Source organism: Metabacillus sp. GQ13 (assembly GCF_059758525.1).
In genome coordinates this window covers 44,303-62,226 of record NZ_JCAXET010000019.1, presented here as the reverse complement: position 1 = coordinate 62,226, position 17,924 = coordinate 44,303, and the positions used below count along the sequence as shown (strand labels likewise).

Annotated in this window: 13 protein-coding genes and 1 riboswitch; of the genes, 10 read left to right on the top strand and 3 right to left on the bottom strand. The window is 35.3% G+C overall.

Features of this window, described 5'->3' with window-relative positions; all coding sequences use genetic code 11:
- Window positions 1-97 precede the first annotated feature (97 nt).
- Window positions 98-1,291 carry a dicarboxylate/amino acid:cation symporter gene (locus tag AC6CHR_RS20515; RefSeq protein ID WP_498250905.1) on the bottom strand — a complete coding sequence of 398 codons (1,194 nt, stop codon included), beginning with the start codon at window positions 1,289-1,291 and terminating at the stop codon, window positions 98-100.
- Window positions 1,292-1,758: 467 nt separating this feature from the next.
- Entirely contained in the window at window positions 1,759-3,342 is a 1,584-nt protein-coding gene (pckA, locus tag AC6CHR_RS20510; protein ID WP_498250904.1) for a phosphoenolpyruvate carboxykinase (ATP), read from the bottom strand.
- 522 nt (window positions 3,343-3,864) lie between these two features.
- A riboswitch (SAM riboswitch) is annotated at window positions 3,865-4,088 on the top strand.
- A gap of 271 nt (window positions 4,089-4,359) precedes the next feature.
- Here pckA and metK point away from each other — a divergent pair.
- The 8 genes from metK to AC6CHR_RS20470 all read left to right on the top strand — a co-directional run bounded on the left by metK (window position 4,360) and on the right by AC6CHR_RS20470 (window position 14,260).
- Window positions 4,360-5,562 carry a methionine adenosyltransferase gene (gene metK / locus AC6CHR_RS20505; protein ID WP_498250948.1) on the top strand — a complete coding sequence of 401 codons (1,203 nt, stop codon included), beginning with the start codon at window positions 4,360-4,362 and terminating at the stop codon, window positions 5,560-5,562.
- Between the two features lie 500 nt (window positions 5,563-6,062).
- Window positions 6,063-6,833, top strand: a complete 771-nt coding sequence (locus tag AC6CHR_RS20500) for a FixH family protein (protein WP_498250903.1) — start codon at window positions 6,063-6,065, stop codon at window positions 6,831-6,833.
- 275 nt (window positions 6,834-7,108) lie between these two features.
- Window positions 7,109-9,022: an asparagine synthase (glutamine-hydrolyzing) gene (asnB, locus tag AC6CHR_RS20495; protein ID WP_498250902.1), complete on the top strand. Its 1,914-nt coding sequence runs from the start codon at window positions 7,109-7,111 to the stop codon at window positions 9,020-9,022.
- A gap of 223 nt (window positions 9,023-9,245) precedes the next feature.
- Window positions 9,246-10,157: a hypothetical protein gene (locus tag AC6CHR_RS20490; RefSeq protein WP_498250901.1), complete on the top strand. Its 912-nt coding sequence runs from the start codon at window positions 9,246-9,248 to the stop codon at window positions 10,155-10,157.
- Between the two features lie 56 nt (window positions 10,158-10,213).
- Complete coding sequence (locus AC6CHR_RS20485; RefSeq protein ID WP_498250900.1) at window positions 10,214-10,864, top strand: DUF4129 domain-containing protein; 651 nt, start codon at window positions 10,214-10,216, stop codon at window positions 10,862-10,864.
- Window positions 10,865-10,954: 90 nt separating this feature from the next.
- Window positions 10,955-12,025: a DUF4350 domain-containing protein gene (locus tag AC6CHR_RS20480; RefSeq protein ID WP_498250899.1), complete on the top strand. Its 1,071-nt coding sequence runs from the start codon at window positions 10,955-10,957 to the stop codon at window positions 12,023-12,025.
- On the top strand, window positions 12,022-12,951 hold the full coding sequence (locus AC6CHR_RS20475; protein WP_498250898.1) for an AAA family ATPase: 930 nt from the start codon (window positions 12,022-12,024) through the stop codon (window positions 12,949-12,951). The genes AC6CHR_RS20480 and AC6CHR_RS20475 overlap by 4 nt, the downstream gene beginning before the upstream one ends.
- Complete coding sequence (locus AC6CHR_RS20470) at window positions 12,902-14,260, top strand: DUF58 domain-containing protein (RefSeq protein WP_498250897.1); 1,359 nt, start codon at window positions 12,902-12,904, stop codon at window positions 14,258-14,260. The genes AC6CHR_RS20475 and AC6CHR_RS20470 overlap by 50 nt, the downstream gene beginning before the upstream one ends.
- Here the strand turns inward: AC6CHR_RS20470 and AC6CHR_RS20465 are convergent.
- A complete protein-coding gene (locus AC6CHR_RS20465) occupies window positions 14,238-15,212 on the bottom strand; it encodes a stage II sporulation protein M (protein WP_498250896.1) in 975 nt (324 codons plus the stop codon). The genes AC6CHR_RS20470 and AC6CHR_RS20465 overlap by 23 nt on opposite strands.
- A gap of 126 nt (window positions 15,213-15,338) precedes the next feature.
- Between AC6CHR_RS20465 and AC6CHR_RS20460 the strand changes: the two genes are divergently transcribed.
- Complete coding sequence (locus tag AC6CHR_RS20460) at window positions 15,339-16,142, top strand: RDD family protein (RefSeq protein ID WP_498250895.1); 804 nt, start codon at window positions 15,339-15,341, stop codon at window positions 16,140-16,142.
- Window positions 16,143-16,326: 184 nt separating this feature from the next.
- A complete protein-coding gene (locus AC6CHR_RS20455; RefSeq protein ID WP_498250893.1) occupies window positions 16,327-17,619 on the top strand; it encodes a methyl-accepting chemotaxis protein in 1,293 nt (430 codons plus the stop codon).
- The last annotated feature ends 305 nt before the right edge of the window (window positions 17,620-17,924 follow it).

Here is a 17,924-nt window from a genome sequence, read left to right as displayed (position 1 = left end):
GTTAACAAACAAATGGTAAAACAGGACAAGAATGTGAAATAATTCTTGTCCTGTTTTTTTTCTTAATGAATAAGAACATTCTTGACCACTCTTATAATTAAGCAATCGATTGAGTTGATGGTGTGGTAGGTTGTTCTTTTTTTACAAATTTATTGATTAAGATGGTTAAAGCACCATCGCCTGTAACATTTGTTGCTGTTCCAAAACTATCTTGTGCTAGATATAAAGCGATCATTAGAGAAACCATTGTGGGGTCAAAGTCTAACATTGATTTAAGTAATCCAAGTGCTGCCATAACGGCTCCTCCTGGCACTCCTGGTGCGGCAATCATCGTTACACCTAACATCAGAATTAATGGCAGCATTTCCATGAATGTTGGTTCGGTACCTGTTAATAGCATGACACCCATTGCACAACTAACAAGTGTGATGGTGCTTCCTGAAAGGTGAACAGTAGCTAACAATGGTATGGAAAATTCCGCTACTTTTGGCTCTACATTTGTTTTCTTAATTTGCCGCAATGTCACCGGAATGGTTGCAGCAGAAGACTGTGTTCCTATTGCCGTGAAATAGGCTGGTAACATCGTTTTTATTAATGTAATTGGATTGCTTTTCGAAGCTAGGCCGCTTATTATATATTGCAGTAAAAGCATGACTAGATGTAAGACAATAATTAACCCAAATACTTTTGCAAAAACGGATAATATCGATTGAACTTGTCCTCCATATGTCATATTTGCGAAAACACCAAATATATGAAATGGTAACATCGGAATGATTACCACAGAGATAAGTTTCTCTACAATTTGTTGAAAATCCTCAAAGCCATTTTTTAACGTTTGTCCCTTTATCGATGCAATACCAATCCCTAAGATGAAGGAAATAATTAGTGCACTCATGACGCCCATAATTGGCGTCATTTCAATCGTGAAATAAGGAGATTGTAAAAATTCTTCTGGGTTTTTTAAATTTAATACTTTACCTTCAGCAATAAAACTAGGTAGGACAACTGCACCAACAAAAAATGCTAGAAGGCCTGCAATGATTGTGGAAGTATAAGCAAACAATGTGGTTAAACCTAGAAGTTTACCAGCACCCTTACCAATTTGTCCAATTCCTGGTGTAATAAATCCAATAATAATTAAGGGGATAGCAAACCCTAAAAAGTTACCAAATATACCATTGAAGGTAGAAAACCCCTTAACTAACCATTGCGGAGAAATACTTCCTATCAATATACCCAAGCCAATCGCAACTAGTATCCTGGGTAATAGTCCGAATTTTCGTTTCATTATAATGTCCTCCTGAAATGAACAGTTGTGTTTTTATGATGTAATTACAATATCATAAAATAGGGAATAGGGAAAGGCGTAAAATATTATTGTAGAATTATAGTAGGCAATGATAAAGACTGTTTTCGGAGGGATTTGTTGCTTTAGGTCTATCAAATTAAAGTGATTTTATAGGCATTGCGATTTAGTGAATAGGTACGACGTCTATGTAGGACGATTATTAATAAAAATTTATTGTAATAAAAGGCTGTTTTCGCAAAGATTGTTGTTTTCCGTACAAAGTACTAATGTACACGTTTTAAGGATACCTTCGTGCTCTTTTCGCTAAATTAGTCTGATATCCCTTTAGACATAGCTTAAATTTAGATCATATTCGTACTAGAGCAACAAACTTTTAGAAAAGAGCCTAATAAAAAAAGACTGCTTGTTAAAACAGTCTAATTAAAGGTATTTATTGGATTAGAAATTTAGATTGGGCCTCCTGCTTTGTCAAGATCAGAAAAAACATGTGAAAAGCGTTTAAAATTACTTTTAAACTTTGTTGCAAGCTCTTTTGCCTTTTTGTCATAAGCATCTTGTGAATTCCAAGTAAGGTGAGGTTGTAGTTTATCATCTGGGACACCCGGTACATGTATTGGAATATGGAGCCCGAAAATTTCATCTTTAATTGTTTCAATGTTATCAAGATCACCCTCAATTGCCGCTTGAACCATAGATCTTGTATAGTTTAAGTTTATCCTTTTTCCAACTCCGTATTCTCCACCAGTCCAGCCAGTATTAACTAGAAATACCTTAACGTCATATTCATCGACCTTCTGACCTAGCATTTTGGCATAACGCGTAGCTTGCAGGGGTAAAAAGGGTGAACCAAAACATGGTGAGAAGGTTGCTTCTGGTGCTGTTACACCTCTTTCAGTTCCGGCAAGTTTACTTGTATAACCGCTTAAGAAATAATACATCGCTTGCTCTCTAGTCAAAATACTTATCGGTGGCAGGACACCAAAGGCATCAGCTGATAAGAAAACAATCGACTGAGGATGCCCGGCTATACTAGGTGTAATAACTTTATCAATCGCATCTAAAGAATATGCTGCTCGTGTATTTTCTGTAAAGGAGGAATTATGATAGTCTACCTCTCTCGTTTCAATATCAACTACAACATTTTCTAAAACCGCACCATACCGGATCGCATTGAAAATTTGCGGTTCCTTTTTAGCCGTTAAATTAATACATTTAGCATAGCAACCGCCTTCTATATTAAAAATCCCTGAAGTAGACCATCCATGTTCATCATCACCGATTAGCCGTCTGTTAGAATCAGCCGATAAAGTTGTTTTCCCTGTACCTGATAATCCAAAGAAGAGGGCAACATCGCCTTCAAATCCAACATTCGCAGAACAATGCATTGACAAGACATTGTTTTCTGGAAGTAGATAGTTCATCACCGAGAATATTGCCTTCTTCATTTCTCCTGCATATTCCGTCCCGCCAATTAATATTGTTCTTTTCTCGAGTGATATGATTATAAATGTTTCAGAATGGGTACCATCAACTTCAGGATCTGCCTTAAAATATGGCGCAGATAAAATCGTAAAAGGTTTCTTAGATAATGGGAAGGAGTTCTCACTATCCCTAATGAATAACTGACTAGCAAATAAATTATGCCATGCATATTCATTTACTACCTGAAGAGGTAATTGATAGCGCTTATCTGCACCTGCATAACCATAGAAGATGTAAAATTCATCTCGTTCTTTTAAATGAGAGATAACCTTGCTATAAAGCTTATCAAATACTGATTCAGAAATTGGTTGATTGATATTTCCCCACTCAATTTTATTTTCTATCGATGGTTCTTTTACATAAAATTTATCCCTAGGAGATCTTCCAGTATACGCACCAGTCGTCGCACGAATTGCTCCAGTTGAAGTTAAAATACCTTCCTTGCGCTCAAGAACCTTTTCCACAAGTTGGGAAACCGATAAATTATGCCTCGCGTTATCCCCGTTAATAAGTTGAGTTAGCTTATTTGTCATCTCAGTTAGATTCATCCCATTACCACCTTTACTCGAGAAATGTCCTTCTTCTACTATATTACAATATACTGAGGAAAATTAGGCTCTTTTCTAAAGTCTCTTTTCCAAAAGCTTGTTGCTTATTGACTGATAAAAATCAACTTATGTATTTTATTTGTACCACTTTTATTAAATTCAAAAGGGAAGGATTAGGTATCTAAGTGAACATAGCAAAATTGAATCACATTTTTGGATATTTCAATCAAAAGAGGTAAGGATAAATAAAAGAATCAATAAGCAAGTAAACACAAAGGTTATCTAGTATATCTCATCGTTTTCTTATAAAATTCTTGTATTGTGGATAAGCACTTTGACATCCAGTGCATAGTAAACTTCACTCTTATACATAGGGTAAGTCAACATCGAATCGCTTACGCTCTTCGTGTTTCCTTTATCTAATTTGGGAGTGCTCCAGTTCATACGTCATTGAACGGGCTCTTCCACTTTTGTTCTTGACACTAGTAATTCTGTGCGCTATGATATGTCCTTGAACGGATTCTCTTATCCCGAGCTGGTGGAGGGACAGGCCCTATGAAACCCAGCAACCTGCTATTTAAGGAAAGGTCGTCATTTCGCTCTTACATGTAGAGTTCAAAGGTTGTATCTATTGTTTAAACAATTAGTGCAATTATTTCTATGTTGGAGTCGAAAATGAACCACGACATTTTCAAAACGCAAAGGTGCTAACCTGAAGCAAGGCGAAAGCCCTTGATCGATAAGAGCGAAAGGCGATGAACGATTACAAAACCTTTCCTCACAAGGGAAAGGTTTTTTTGTAGTGATAAGAATAGATAAGTTTTGTCCTTAGTTTACGTGTGTCCAACATAGTTTCGAATGAGGATCTTCATTAGAGTTTTATCAGGACAAGCATGTGGTAAAGGTACATAATACTTCTGTTCAGAAACATGCCAGCGTGATCCTTATAAGGTAAATAGACTTAGGGAAGAGTTCCGGATCAAATTTAATGAAAACGAATATAGGAGGAAGATTTAAATTATGACTAATAAGCGTCTTTTTACTTCTGAGTCTGTAACAGAAGGCCATCCAGATAAAATTTGTGATCAAATTTCAGATTCAATCCTTGATGCAATTATTGAAAAAGATCCAAATGCACGTGTAGCGTGTGAAACATCTGTAACAACAGGTTTAGTGCTAGTAGCTGGTGAAATTACAACAAGTACATATGTGGACATTCCAAAAATCGTTCGCGAAACGATTAAGGGAATTGGTTATACACGTGCTAAATATGGCTTTGATGCTGAAACATGTGCAGTATTGACTTCAATCGATGAACAATCTGCAGATATTGCATTAGGTGTTGATCAAGCACTTGAGGCTCGTGAAGGAAATATGACTGATGAAGAAATTGATGCAATAGGTGCAGGAGACCAAGGGTTAATGTTTGGGTTTGCATGTAATGAAACAAAGGAATTAATGCCACTACCAATTTCTTTAGCACACAAAATTGCACGTCGTTTAACCGAAGTACGAAAAGATGATATCCTACCTTACTTACGTCCTGATGGTAAAACACAAGTAACGGTTGAATATGATGAGTTTAATAAACCAGTTCGTATTGATACGATTGTCATTTCTACACAGCACCACCCAGAAGTTGCGTTAGAGCAAATTCAACGTAATTTGAAAGAATACGTTATTAATCCTGTTGTTCCTAAGGAATTAATTGACGAGAATACGAAGTATTTCATAAACCCAACAGGTCGTTTCGTAATTGGTGGACCTCAAGGTGATGCAGGCTTAACTGGTCGAAAAATTATTGTTGACACATATGGTGGCTATGCAAGACATGGTGGAGGAGCATTTTCTGGTAAAGATGCAACTAAGGTTGATAGATCTGCTGCATATGCGGCTCGTTATGTTGCAAAAAATATTGTAGCCTCTGGTTTGGCTGATAAGTGTGAAGTTCAACTGGCTTATGCTATTGGCGTTGCACATCCTGTATCGATAGCAATTGATACATTTGGAACGGGTCAAGTATCTGAAAATACTTTAGTTGAAGTTGTGCGAAATAACTTTGATTTACGTCCAGCTGGTATAATTAAAATGCTTGATCTACGCCGTCCAATTTATAAGCAAACGGCAGCCTATGGACATTTCGGTCGTAATGACCTAGATCTTCCATGGGAAAGAACTGATAGAGCTGAGGCAATAAGTAAAGAAGCACTAAATCAATAGGCTGTTAAAAAGGAAAAAACACGTTAAAGGGAAACAACTTTTGACACAGAAACAATAATGATTGAAATAGCACACAAACCGAATTGGTTCGTGTGCTATTTCGATTGTTAGGGCATCCTTAGAATTACGTAATAACGTTAAGTGAATAAGTGTAAAAAAAGCAAATTATCTAATAATATTGGACTTTGTTCCGCGGATATAAATATACTATGGGTAAGGTAATTTAAACTCTGTGAACGATGGGATTTACATATTGGTGATGTTTAGCTTCAAAGACAGCAATTAGAGCTTTTTAAACAATTAAGCTATATGTTTAGGTTGGTGAAGTGAACCTAGCAAATAATAATATGTACATAAACATTTATAACAATCGTTTCTTATCAATGGGCTTTTTTAAAAATGAATAGTATATCTATAAAATGTGTATAAATGATGTAGTGGTTAACCGGTATATTCATCATTTAACTCATAGTTAGTGACTAATTGGAGGTTTTTGTAGAATGACAAAAGGATATTTGAGTTGCTTCATTCTTTTCCTAGCTTTTTTATTGACTGGTTGTCAAGGTTCAGAGGATCATAACGGGCATCAAGCTGCTGAAGAAGAAGTGAAAATCCCAAAAGTGGAAATTATCGCTAATGAGCAGGTTAATAAAAATGAAGATATAACAATAGCAGCCAACGTTTATTATGGTGAGGAATTGGTAGACGATGCAGAAGTCATATTTGAAGTAAAACTAGGTGATCAATCTGAAAAAGTGGAAGCTAAGCTAATTGATAATGGGAAATATGAAATTAACTATCAATTTAAAGAAGACGGAACATATTCCGTAACGGCTCACACGAATGTGAAAAGTTATCATACGATGCCAACTAAGGATATTGTGGTTGGATCAGGAGAAAACGGCAAGGAAACCACAAAGGCAACAGATGTGGATGAACATCATCATGAAGACCATGCAAGTGCGGAACATCATCCTAGTAGTGTAACAATCAATGTAGAAGAATTAACTGGTTTTAAAGTAAATAAGGAAGAAACGTTATCAACAAATATAGAAGAAGCTGAACAGCCTTTTACTGAGGCGATCGTACGATTCGAAATCTGGAAGGATGGAGAGGAGAAACATCAATATGTTGATGCTACTGAATTTTCTACAAAAGGGGAATACACAGCATCCTATACATTTGATGAGATCGGTAATTATACGGTAAAAGTACATGTTGAAAAGGAAGAGGTTCACGCCCATATTGAAACTTCGGTTGAGGTTAAATAAGGGGCTTGGCCTCTTTTTTTTTGTTTTGTAAAAGTTTAGTCATGTACAAACACCTAGGATAATGATCTCCCTATTTACTATAAGATGAAGATATTGATCATCTAGATAGGGAATTTATCCCTTTTAAATCGTGTCTTTTTTCATATTAATAGTCAGAATTTATATATATTTGAAAAATGTTGAAACAATTACCATTTATCAGTCGTCTTATAGTCAAAACAAGGATTAGGTTTCTTAATGAATAAGATGCCTTATTAAGAATGGGTGATAGCATTATGTGTGGTTTTGTTGGTGGTCTCTATTATGAAGAAACAGCTGTAAGTGATGAACGACTTGAATTGTTTTCAAAAGCAAATGAACTAATTTTTCATCGTGGCCCCGATGATTGTGGATATTTTCATGATCATTATGTTTCGATGGCATTCCGAAGATTGAGTATAATTGATAAAGAAAACGGACATCAGCCGTATTCTTATGACAATGGTCGATATATTATTTCTTTTAATGGTGAAATTTATAACCATATTGAATTACGTGAAACGTTACGTGGATGGGGAATAGAATGTGAGACAAGTAGTGACACAGAAGTGCTTGTTGCATTGTATGCTGCAATTGGGAAAGATGTTTTATATCGAATTAGAGGTATGTTTTCCTTTCTGATCTGGGATACAGAGGAGAACCTATTATTTGGTGCACGAGATCATTTTGGAATTAAGCCTTTTTATTATGCAGACCGACAAGATGGAATCTTTTTTGCTTCAGAGAAAAAGAGTCTTATTCCATTTATTGACTCAATCCAGCTTGATAAAAGCTCCTTACAACAATATTTAGCATTTCAATATGTTCCAGAACCTTTAACTATGGATACTATTATTCGCAAGGTTCCACCAGGTAGTTATTTTATTAAAAAAGAAAATGACGAAAAATGCACGTTTACGTCATATTGGAAACCAGAATTTCAACCTAGTGCAACCTATAATGAAGAGCATGAATTAAAAAATATTCGAGAGGCTTTAACAGAGTCGGTTGAGAAGCATATGAGAAGTGATGTACCGGTTGGAGCTTTTTTATCAGGAGGGATTGATTCAACAATTATCGCTTCATTAGCAAGCCAAATTCATCCTTCCATAAACACATTTACTGTTGGTTTTGAATATGAAAAGTATAGTGAAGCAGATGTTGCAGAAAAGACTGCAGAAGTACTTGGAACGAATCACACGACTTATTTGGTTAAACCTGAAGAATTCATTCGTGAATTACCAACTATCATTCGGCATATGGATGATCCTGTTGCAGATCCAGCATCTATCCCACTATATTTCATTGCCCGTGAAGCTAGTAAACAAGTAACAGTTGTATTATCTGGAGAAGGAGCAGATGAACTATTTGCTGGATATAATATTTATAAAGAGCCTAATGACTTGGCAATGTTTCATTCTATTCCAAAATGGGTAAAAAATTTCTTGCTTTCATCTTCAAAAATACTTCCCGATGGTATGAAGGGGAAAAGTTTTATTTATCGTGGTTGTACTAATTTATCTGATCGCTATATTGGTAATGCACATATTTTTAAAGAGCAGGATTTAGTGAATTTATTATCCTTTCCTTATGATTCTAGTTTTAAACGAACGACAGATCCTATTTATCAACAGGCAAAGCATTTAGATGATATTTCGAAGATGCAAACAATTGATATGAATACATGGCTAAGAGGAGATATTTTAACAAAAGCAGATCGGATGACAATGGCACATTCGTTAGAGTTAAGGGTGCCTTTCCTTGATAAGGAAGTTTTCAAAGCTGCTGCACATATTCCAGCGTCTAGTAAAATCCAAAATGGTGAAACAAAGTCGATGCTTAGGAGAGCTTTCAAGGATGTCATCCCTCACCATGTTGTGCACCGAAAAAAACTAGGATTTCCTGTTCCAATCCGTATCTGGTTAAAAAATGAATTGTATGATTGGACAACTTCCTTAATAAATAATAGTCAAACGGATTATTTGCTAAATAAAGGCTATCTTAAACAATTATTAAGTGAGCATGCTATCGGTAAACATGATAACAGCCGGAAGCTCTGGACCGTCATAACCTTTATGTTATGGCATAAACAATTTGTTGAGGAACCTACTTTAAGAATAGATCAGACAAATAAAGCTTCTACTAACAAATCTTTTCAAATACACATATAAAGATGAGAACATGATCTCAAATTCGATGAAGAGTTAGCTTATATAGCTAGCTTTTTTTGACTTTAAAATGATGGCAATTTAGGATTTCATTTCTGGATAAAAACATTTGTCTATTTCAGTATTTGTTCTCCCTAAATATGCTAAAAAAGTGTTAAAATAGGTCATATTGGCAATTTTAGTTAAAACTAGAAAAGGCTTAAAAACCTTACGAGGAGGACATTTCGTGAATACACAGTTTAATAAGCCGAAAGGTTTTGGGGAAATACTCGATTTTACCTTTCGTTTAAGTAAAAATCGCTTTTCAGACTTTTTTAAGATTTTCTTATTATTAATGGGACCACTGTATATTTTAGAAGCCATCGTATTAATGGCGATGGGAACAAGTTTTTTCAGAGAAGATGTGGTTAGTGGTGGATTATGGTATGAAGAATTATTCTCACGATTGGAAACGGAAGGATATACGGGTACGAGTAGCTTAGGTCTTGATGCTGGTTACATCCTTATTTTACTAGGCAGTATCTTTTTACTACCAATTGCTCAAGCATCCGTTTTAATAGCTGTTAACCATATTAGAAATAATGAAGAGTTTACAGTTGGATCAGTTATTAAAAAGGCACTTAAACGGTTTTGGGCTATTTTAGGAAGTAGTATTTTATTTGGACTTATGATATTGGCTTTAGTCATTATTCCGATTCTCCTTGTCACATTTGGTGGAATATTTGCCATTGAGTTGAATCCTATTTTAGGAGTTTTAATGATCGTATTGTTATGTCTAGGTATTGCAGTTGGCTATTTCTATATAGTGGCACGCTGGAGCTTTTATTTTGGCTCTGTTACCTTAAAAGAAGGAACTCCAGGATTCTTAAGAAGTTGGAACCTTACTAAGAAGCGAGGATGGGTAATTGTAGGGATTTATATTATCTTCTCTTTAATTATTAGTAGTATAAGTAGCGCAATTGAAATTTCACTTACCTTATTTTTAGGTTCAAGTGTGTTAGTAACAATGATTGTAAACTTTGTTACGCTAATAACAACGATGATTTTCTCCGTAGGATATGCGATTATGTATTTTGATTTAAAGACGAGACATGATGCGGATGATATAAAAGATATGCTTGATGAGTATACTGTTTAGTTTTTAGATACTAGTAATCTATTTAACTTCAAAAATTGTAAATAAGGGGGGGTTGTATGTTAAATGAGGATCAAGCTCGAGAGGAACTAAGTGACATATTGAATGGCGCTGAATACCGAGCGTATTATGAGGAGTCAAATGGCTTGATTCAGACTTGGTGGATTCAAGTTAAGGAATGGTTTGGTCGTTTATTGGAGGACCTTTTTCCATCTATTGAGGTGACAAAGGATTATTCTGGGTTCGTCTTAACTGGTATCATTATTGTAACTATTGCTCTCTTACTCTTACTTGTTTACTATCTCATAAGGAGAGAATATCGTAAAAAATCATTACATCAGAACAAACCATTACAATTAGCAAATGAAATGGATTGGTCCTATGAAATGCATCTAACTGAAGCGAATCAACGTGAAGTTTTAGAAGAATATTCGTTAGCAACTCGACATATGTTCTTATCCTTGCTCCTTTATTTTCATAAAAGAGAGTGGTTGCTTGCTCGAATCTGGAAAACAAATTGGGAGTATTATGATGAATTAAAGAAGGTAAATAAGGAATGGGCGAATCAATTTTACCATTTAGCCCTTATTTTTGACGAAGTTACATATGGAGAACGAAATGTCCAACAAGAGGAATACGTTAAATTCAAAAAGAATGCAATGAAGTGGCTAGGTAACGATGAGGAAAATAGTCATGATGATTCAAATTAGTTTAGGGGAAGGAGGAATGAATGAATTTTGCTGAAAACAATGTTACATACAAGGAAGTGGATCTGGTTTCTGATCCTGATACTTATCATTATGTTAAGCAGTTACTTTGTAGGTTCTTCTGAACCAAAGAATTATCCGAATTTTGTTTCACATTCTCCTTCTCCTACCGGTGTAAAAGCCTTTTATACGTATTTAGATAAAGAAATCGATTCAGTAGAAAGATGGTCACATCCTCCGAACCATTTATCTAGCGAGGTAGAAAATCAATTAATGGTAATGATTGAGCCATCTATCACGCCTGATTCAGACGAAATTGCTGAATATATTAAGTTTATGGAGTCTGGTCATACAATTCTTTTGTTACAGGAAAACCCAAGAGAATTATTTGATTTGCAGATCTCCTTTAACTTAGAAGAGTCTTTACCACAGAAAATAGTAGATAACCATAAGAACAAATATGTATCGGAGTTTGGTTCTGTCGTATTTTTTGAAGCGAAAGAGCAGGATGAAGTCTTGTTACAAAGTGAAAATGGACGTGCGATCGCAATTAAAAGAACTTACGGAGACGGTCAGTTAATCGTTGCAAATACTCCAAATTGGATCACGAACGAAAATATATTAGAGGAAGGTCATCTCCCTCTGATGTTGAGTCTATTTAATGAGGTCGACGCAAATAGCATCATTTTTAATGAATACATACATGGACAACAGAGTGCTATATTTGTAAAAGTATATCCGAAATGGTTTTTACTTTTCATGCTACAAGGTATATTACTCACATTGTTAGTCCTTTGGTATCAAGGTAAACGCTTCGGGCAAGTCGTCATTCCTAGAGAAGAAACGGTTCGATACAGTGATGAACGAATCAACGCGATAGCTGTTTGGTATTTGAAAGGACGCCGTTTTAAGGATTCACTTCAGATTCAAGCAGATTATGTAAGAGTTATCCTGCAGGAGAATTGGAGAGTACCCTCTAATAAGGAATGGATTGATGTAGATATCCACCTTGAAAAAAGATGGAAGCAGGTTCCGCAACAAGAAATTCGTTCATTCGTCCAAGAACTGTCAAACCTTTTACAACAAGATACAGTTACCAAGCAAGAATATATGATATGGGCAAAAAAATTAGATCAACTTAGGAAAGAGGTGGAGGAAGGATGAATGCAGAATTGGCATCCTTACTAGAAAAATACGAAAAACGGATCATGGGGCAAAGTGTAAATCTCAAGCTTTTATTAGCATCTATTTTATCAGGAGGACATGTTTTACTAGAAGGGGTTCCAGGAACAGGGAAAACGCAAATGGTCAAAACTCTTGCTAGTCTAATAGGGGGAAGCTTTAAACGAATCCAATTTACTCCTGATTTATTACCTAGTGATATCACGGGTAGCACGATTTATAATATGAAGGATAGTACATTTCAAACGTTGAAAGGGCCAATCTTTACCAATATTCTATTAGCTGATGAAATAAATCGTACACCTGCTAAGACACAAGCAGCCCTTTTAGAAGCGATGGAAGAAAAGCAAGTTACCATTCAAGGTGAGACCTACCAACTATCAGATGTTTTTTTTGTAGTGGCAACCCAAAATCCTATTGAATTCGAAGGTACATATCCATTACCAGAAGCACAGCAGGACCGATTTCTATTTAAGCTAATTATTGATTTTCCTTCCTTTGAAGAAGAGCAACGTATTTTAAAACTCATTCTTGAAGAAAGTCTTGGTGGCAGTCAAATCGAGCCGGTGTTAGATGTGGAAACATTCTTAACAATCAAAAGAGAAATTGATCAGGTCACGATAGGGGAAAGTGTTCTAGAGTATATTATAAAGCTAGTTCGAATGACAAGGGAGACAGAATCGATCCGATTTGGAGCAAGTACGCGTGCTGCAATATCAATAGGAAAAGCAGGAAAGGCATGGGCCTATTTATCGGGTAGAGATTATGTTACACCAGATGATATTAAGATCGTAGCAAAACCTGGATTAAGACATCGTATACAATTATCTCCACATATAGAATTGGAGGGAGCAACCGTTGACCAAATCATTGAAGAGCTTGTGGGGGCGATTCCTGTTCCAAGATAGAGGGATTTTACCGACAAAACGGTTACTTTACATATTCTTTTTTCTCTCTCTCTTTCTTTTACTAGCAACCAAATGGAATTTGTCTTGGACCTTTATCATCATCGGCAATAGCTTAGTCTTTTTAGTTAGTTTAATAGACCTATGGTTCTCTCCAAATAAGAAGCAGTTGAATTTTAAACGAACAATAGCTAATGAAATGGAAAGAGGACTTTCCTATCAAGTACAATTAGAGATAAAAAACGGCTCATCCCACCCAATCACATTTCGGTTCGTGGATGGAATTCCGCAATCATTTCAGAAGGATTTCCCTCTTTATGGTGAAATTCGTAAAGAAACTACGGGGTTAGTTACATACCAAACTTGTGCCCCAATTAGGGGTAAATACAAGATTGAACTATTTTATTTCCGTTATAGAAGTCATTTCGGTCTTTGGGAAAAGCAAGTAACCGTTTTGTTAAAGGATGAAGTAAAGGTTATACCAGATTTAACAGAAACGAGGAATTTTTTAGAAAATGCTCAACAATTCTTATTGTACGAGGGTATGAAAATTAGAAAGTATCAAAGTGGTAGTGGAGAATTTACAAAGGTTCGAAACTTTGTAGTTGGAGATGACCCGCGGAAAATAAATTGGCGCCAAACAGCAAAGCTTCATGAGGTAATGACAAATGAATATGAACCAGAACATGGAAAATATATTACATTGTTAATTGATTGTGGCAGAATGATGGGGGCAGAGTTAAGCAAAGGGAATCGGTTAGAGAAGGTGTTAGAAGCGGCTTTAACTGTAACTGTTGCTGCTTTACAAAAGGGAGATTATGTTTCTGTACTAGCCTTTTCAAAGGATGTAAAGGTCTTTGTCCCACATGGAAAAGGTATGGCTCATATGCAAACCATTCTACAGGCAATTTATCATCTAAAAGTAGATGCAGTGGAGTCCAATTATGCAGAGGTATTAACCTACCTACAAACCATGCAAAAAAAACGCAGCCTCATCCTATTATTTAGTGACGTTCAAACCTTCCTTCACGAAGAGAGTGCACTAACCTATCTTAAGCGATTAAGACAACGGCATTTATTTCTAATGATAGGTATTGAAGACGAGATGATTCTTAGAAAAATAAAGGCAAAACCAGAAACGATAAAGAATACAATGATGAAAAGTATCGCTCAACAGCAAATGCTTTATAAAAGGCGTGAGAAAATAAAGTGGGAAAGACAGGGCCTGCAAATGATTGAGGCCCAGGAAGAAAAACTTGCTACAGCTGCAGTATCTTATTATATCGATATTATGAATCGAGGGCTGCTGTAGTTTGCTTTCTATTTAGTAGTAGCTTTCCTATATAAACATAGAGAATTAAGCCAATTAGAGTGATAAAAGCAACGATATATTTAGCCTCAAGTGAAATGGCTGCAGGGGTAATAAAGCCTTCGATTACTCCTGCAATAACAAACAAAGGAATCGTACCAAGAAACAATTGAACGGAACGCTTCGCTTGTTGTTTTAATTGATAGCCTCTTGAATAAGGTCCGGGTACAAATAGTTTATAGCCCATTAACAAACCTGCACCTCCAGCTATAAAAATGGCTGTAAGTTCAATGATCCCATGTGGGACAATGTAAGCCCAAAAATCGTAGGCTTTGTCATGTTGGTAGAACAAAGCTGCTAGAGCACCAATGATAATACCATTATAGACGAGTAAATAGACCGTTAAAATGCCAAATGTGACGCCACTCGCAAATGCAAGTATCGCTACTTGGATATTGTTTGTCATAATTGTCGAGGACATAAGTGGTGAATTAACTGCATGATCACCAAGTTGATTAGGATTCACACTCTGAGCTATGTCAGCAGGAAGTACAGAATGCAGATGCAATGGATCATTGATTACGGCAAAATAGCTACCTAATGTGCCTAAGCTAAAAAGGAACATCGCGATAACAACAAATTTCCACTGTTCCAAAAATAAGCCGATAAATTTAGTGCTAAAGAAATATTTTAGTTGTTTCATACTTGAAACCTGGTCTTTGTATAAAAGATTATGTGCTTTAGAAACAAGACCGTTTAGGTATGATGTAACATCTTCATTAGGGAAATACGTTTGACTGTAAGAGAGATGTTGAGCAGCTTTCTGATAAAGGTGATGAAAATGATCAATATCACTCCCTGTCATTGCGGGTTTTTTTTCGTGTAAAGAAGATATCAATTGCTCTAGCAGTTTCCAATCTTCACGATGCTGTTTTACAAATTGTTTTATGTTCATTATGCACACCTTCTTGTCTACTAGATTATTCATGCCTTTTACGAAGGCTTTATCTTATATTATAGTAATTTAGTGGAGAAATAGAAATAGCTAAAGGAAAAAATAACCATGAAATGAGTGACATAGATGAATCAAGAGCAAGTTGATATCAAAACACCTGAATTTGTTTCTCTTCAATTTCAATCAGCAGGACTCGGAAGTAGAAGTGCCGCATTCATTATCGACCAAATTATTTTGACGATCGTCAATATTCTCATCATTATTTGCTTATTACTTTTTTTATATGGTTTTAATGATCTGTTTTATTGGGACGATCTTATGTCGTTCCCAATAGCGATAACGATTATTAGTATATTTTTGATAAATTGGGGATACTTCTTTGCCCTTGAATACTTCTCAGGTGGCAAAACAATCGGAAAACGATTGATTGGAATAAGAGTGATTCAAGATAATGGTCATAGCTTAACGTTATTATCGAGTTTTATTCGAAATTTATTACGGATAATTGATAGCTTACCAGCAAGTTATTTATTAGGGATTGTGATGGTTTTCTTTCATTCTAAGAACAAACGGATTGGGGATCTTGTTGCTGGTACGATTGTTGTCCATGAACGTAGAAGGAAGAATACAAGAAAGCTATCGCCTTTAGATAAAGAGATTAAAAGCAGAGGTCTTACTAAAGAGGATCCGATCGTAGATGGGTTAGTGCTAAGATCATTAGGTAAAAAAGAATGGGATTTATTAAAGACTTATAGTAACCGAATCCTCCAACTTAAGGAAGAGGAAAGGGAGCAACTAACGAAGAAGGTGGCAGAAATCTTATTTTCTAAAATAGGTCTTAATGTGGAAGGGAAAACGAATGAAGAGCTAGAAAATAATTTGTTTATTCTTTATTTACTAGTAAGAGAAGAATGGGAGTTTGAACTGTAAAAGACAGTGTTCTTTTAATGATAACCATACAATTCATAAAAAATTCGAACTTATTTAGAGTTTTATAAAAAACATCATCATTGCGAAAACGAAAACAACTTTTATTATAGATGTAAAGAACTTAAAACGGTCATAATTTTACCGATATAAAAGGTAAAACAGATACTTGTGGGGGAGATTCGCAATGAAACAAATGAAATATTTTGAGAAGAGTTCTGGGAAACTATTAATTGCCATCGCTATACTCGTACTAATTATGACAAGCTCGATTGGGTTATTGAGTTACTTTTTTCTGGGAAGTGATTTAGAACAAGATCATGGATTACTGCATATAGTCATGACAATTGTCGGTGTTACAGCTGGAATTACGATTATTAGTTTAACGATATTCTATTTGATTGCAAATAAAAGATTAAAAGCATTACATGATATGTTATCGGTTGCTTTAGTGATGGAAGAAGGAAAGTTACCTGAAGAACCATTATCTGAAGGCAATGATGATTTTGGATTATTAGCTAGATCATTAAACAGAATTAATAAAAATACAACTTTGCTATTTAAAGAGTTGAAAGATATTAGAGACTCAATTTCACATTCCTCAGAAGAATTTTCAGCTTTAACAGCGCAAACTACTGCAACGAGTGAAGATATTGCTAAAGTTTTAAATGAAATTACAAAAGGCTCTGTTTTTCAGGCAGCTGATATAGAATCGACAAGTCAAAAAGCCAATGATTTACAGGAAAGCATTACGAATATGACTGCTGAAAGTGATGTTATAATTCAACTAACCGAAGATTGTTCCCGTGCTGTACAAACTGGGAAATCGAGTGTGAATGGGCTGCAATCATCTAATAAAGAAAATGCAAATATGTTAGAGAAAATAAGTATTGGAATAACGACACTATTTCAAAGTGTACATCAAATTTCAAGTATTGTAACAACGATTGATAGCATTTCAAAACAAACGAATCTCTTAGCTTTGAATGCAAGTATTGAGGCTGCGAGAGCAGGTGAACATGGCAAAGGTTTTGCAGTTGTAGCCGAAGAGGTGAGAAAGCTTGCAGAGGAGACAAATCAAGCTACATCACAAATCCAAACGATGATACAAAATATCGAGCAAGAAACAGAATCCACGGTAATGGTTATGGCTCAAACATCCGATATATCAAATGGTTTAAACGAGAGTGTTCTAAAAACTGAAAATGAATTCAATCATGTTTCTACAACGATAAATAAAATAATAGATGGTGTTTCTAAGTTAAATAGGGAAATAGAAGATGTTTCAGCACATAGTTATGTCATTTTTGATTCAATTCAAAATATATCAGCTGTTGCAGAACAAACTGCATCTTCAACAGAGGAAATTACTGCATCTGTCGATAACCAAGTGAAATCAATGAGTATGATTAACCAATCCTCTAAATCATTAAATAAATTTGGTGATAAGCTTAATCATTACTTTGATAGAATGAAATAGGAATAGAACAATAAATGACCCCAGTAAGCTATTAATTTTTATATGAAACCAACTGCTTTTTTGAAAAAAATATAAGTTAATAAGTCGTATATAATAGAATTAACAGCCGGCTCTAAAAAGAGTACCGGCTGTTAATTCTATTATATAGCAGATATATATTTTTTGTACGTAGATTTTGTTTAGTGCAAGCGTTCAACAACTAGAGAACTCCCTCACCATACGAAAAGTCAACATCGCATCGCTACCACGCTTCCTGTTTTCTTTATCCCAAACGAAGTGTTCTTAGTTATACATCGTTAAATGGA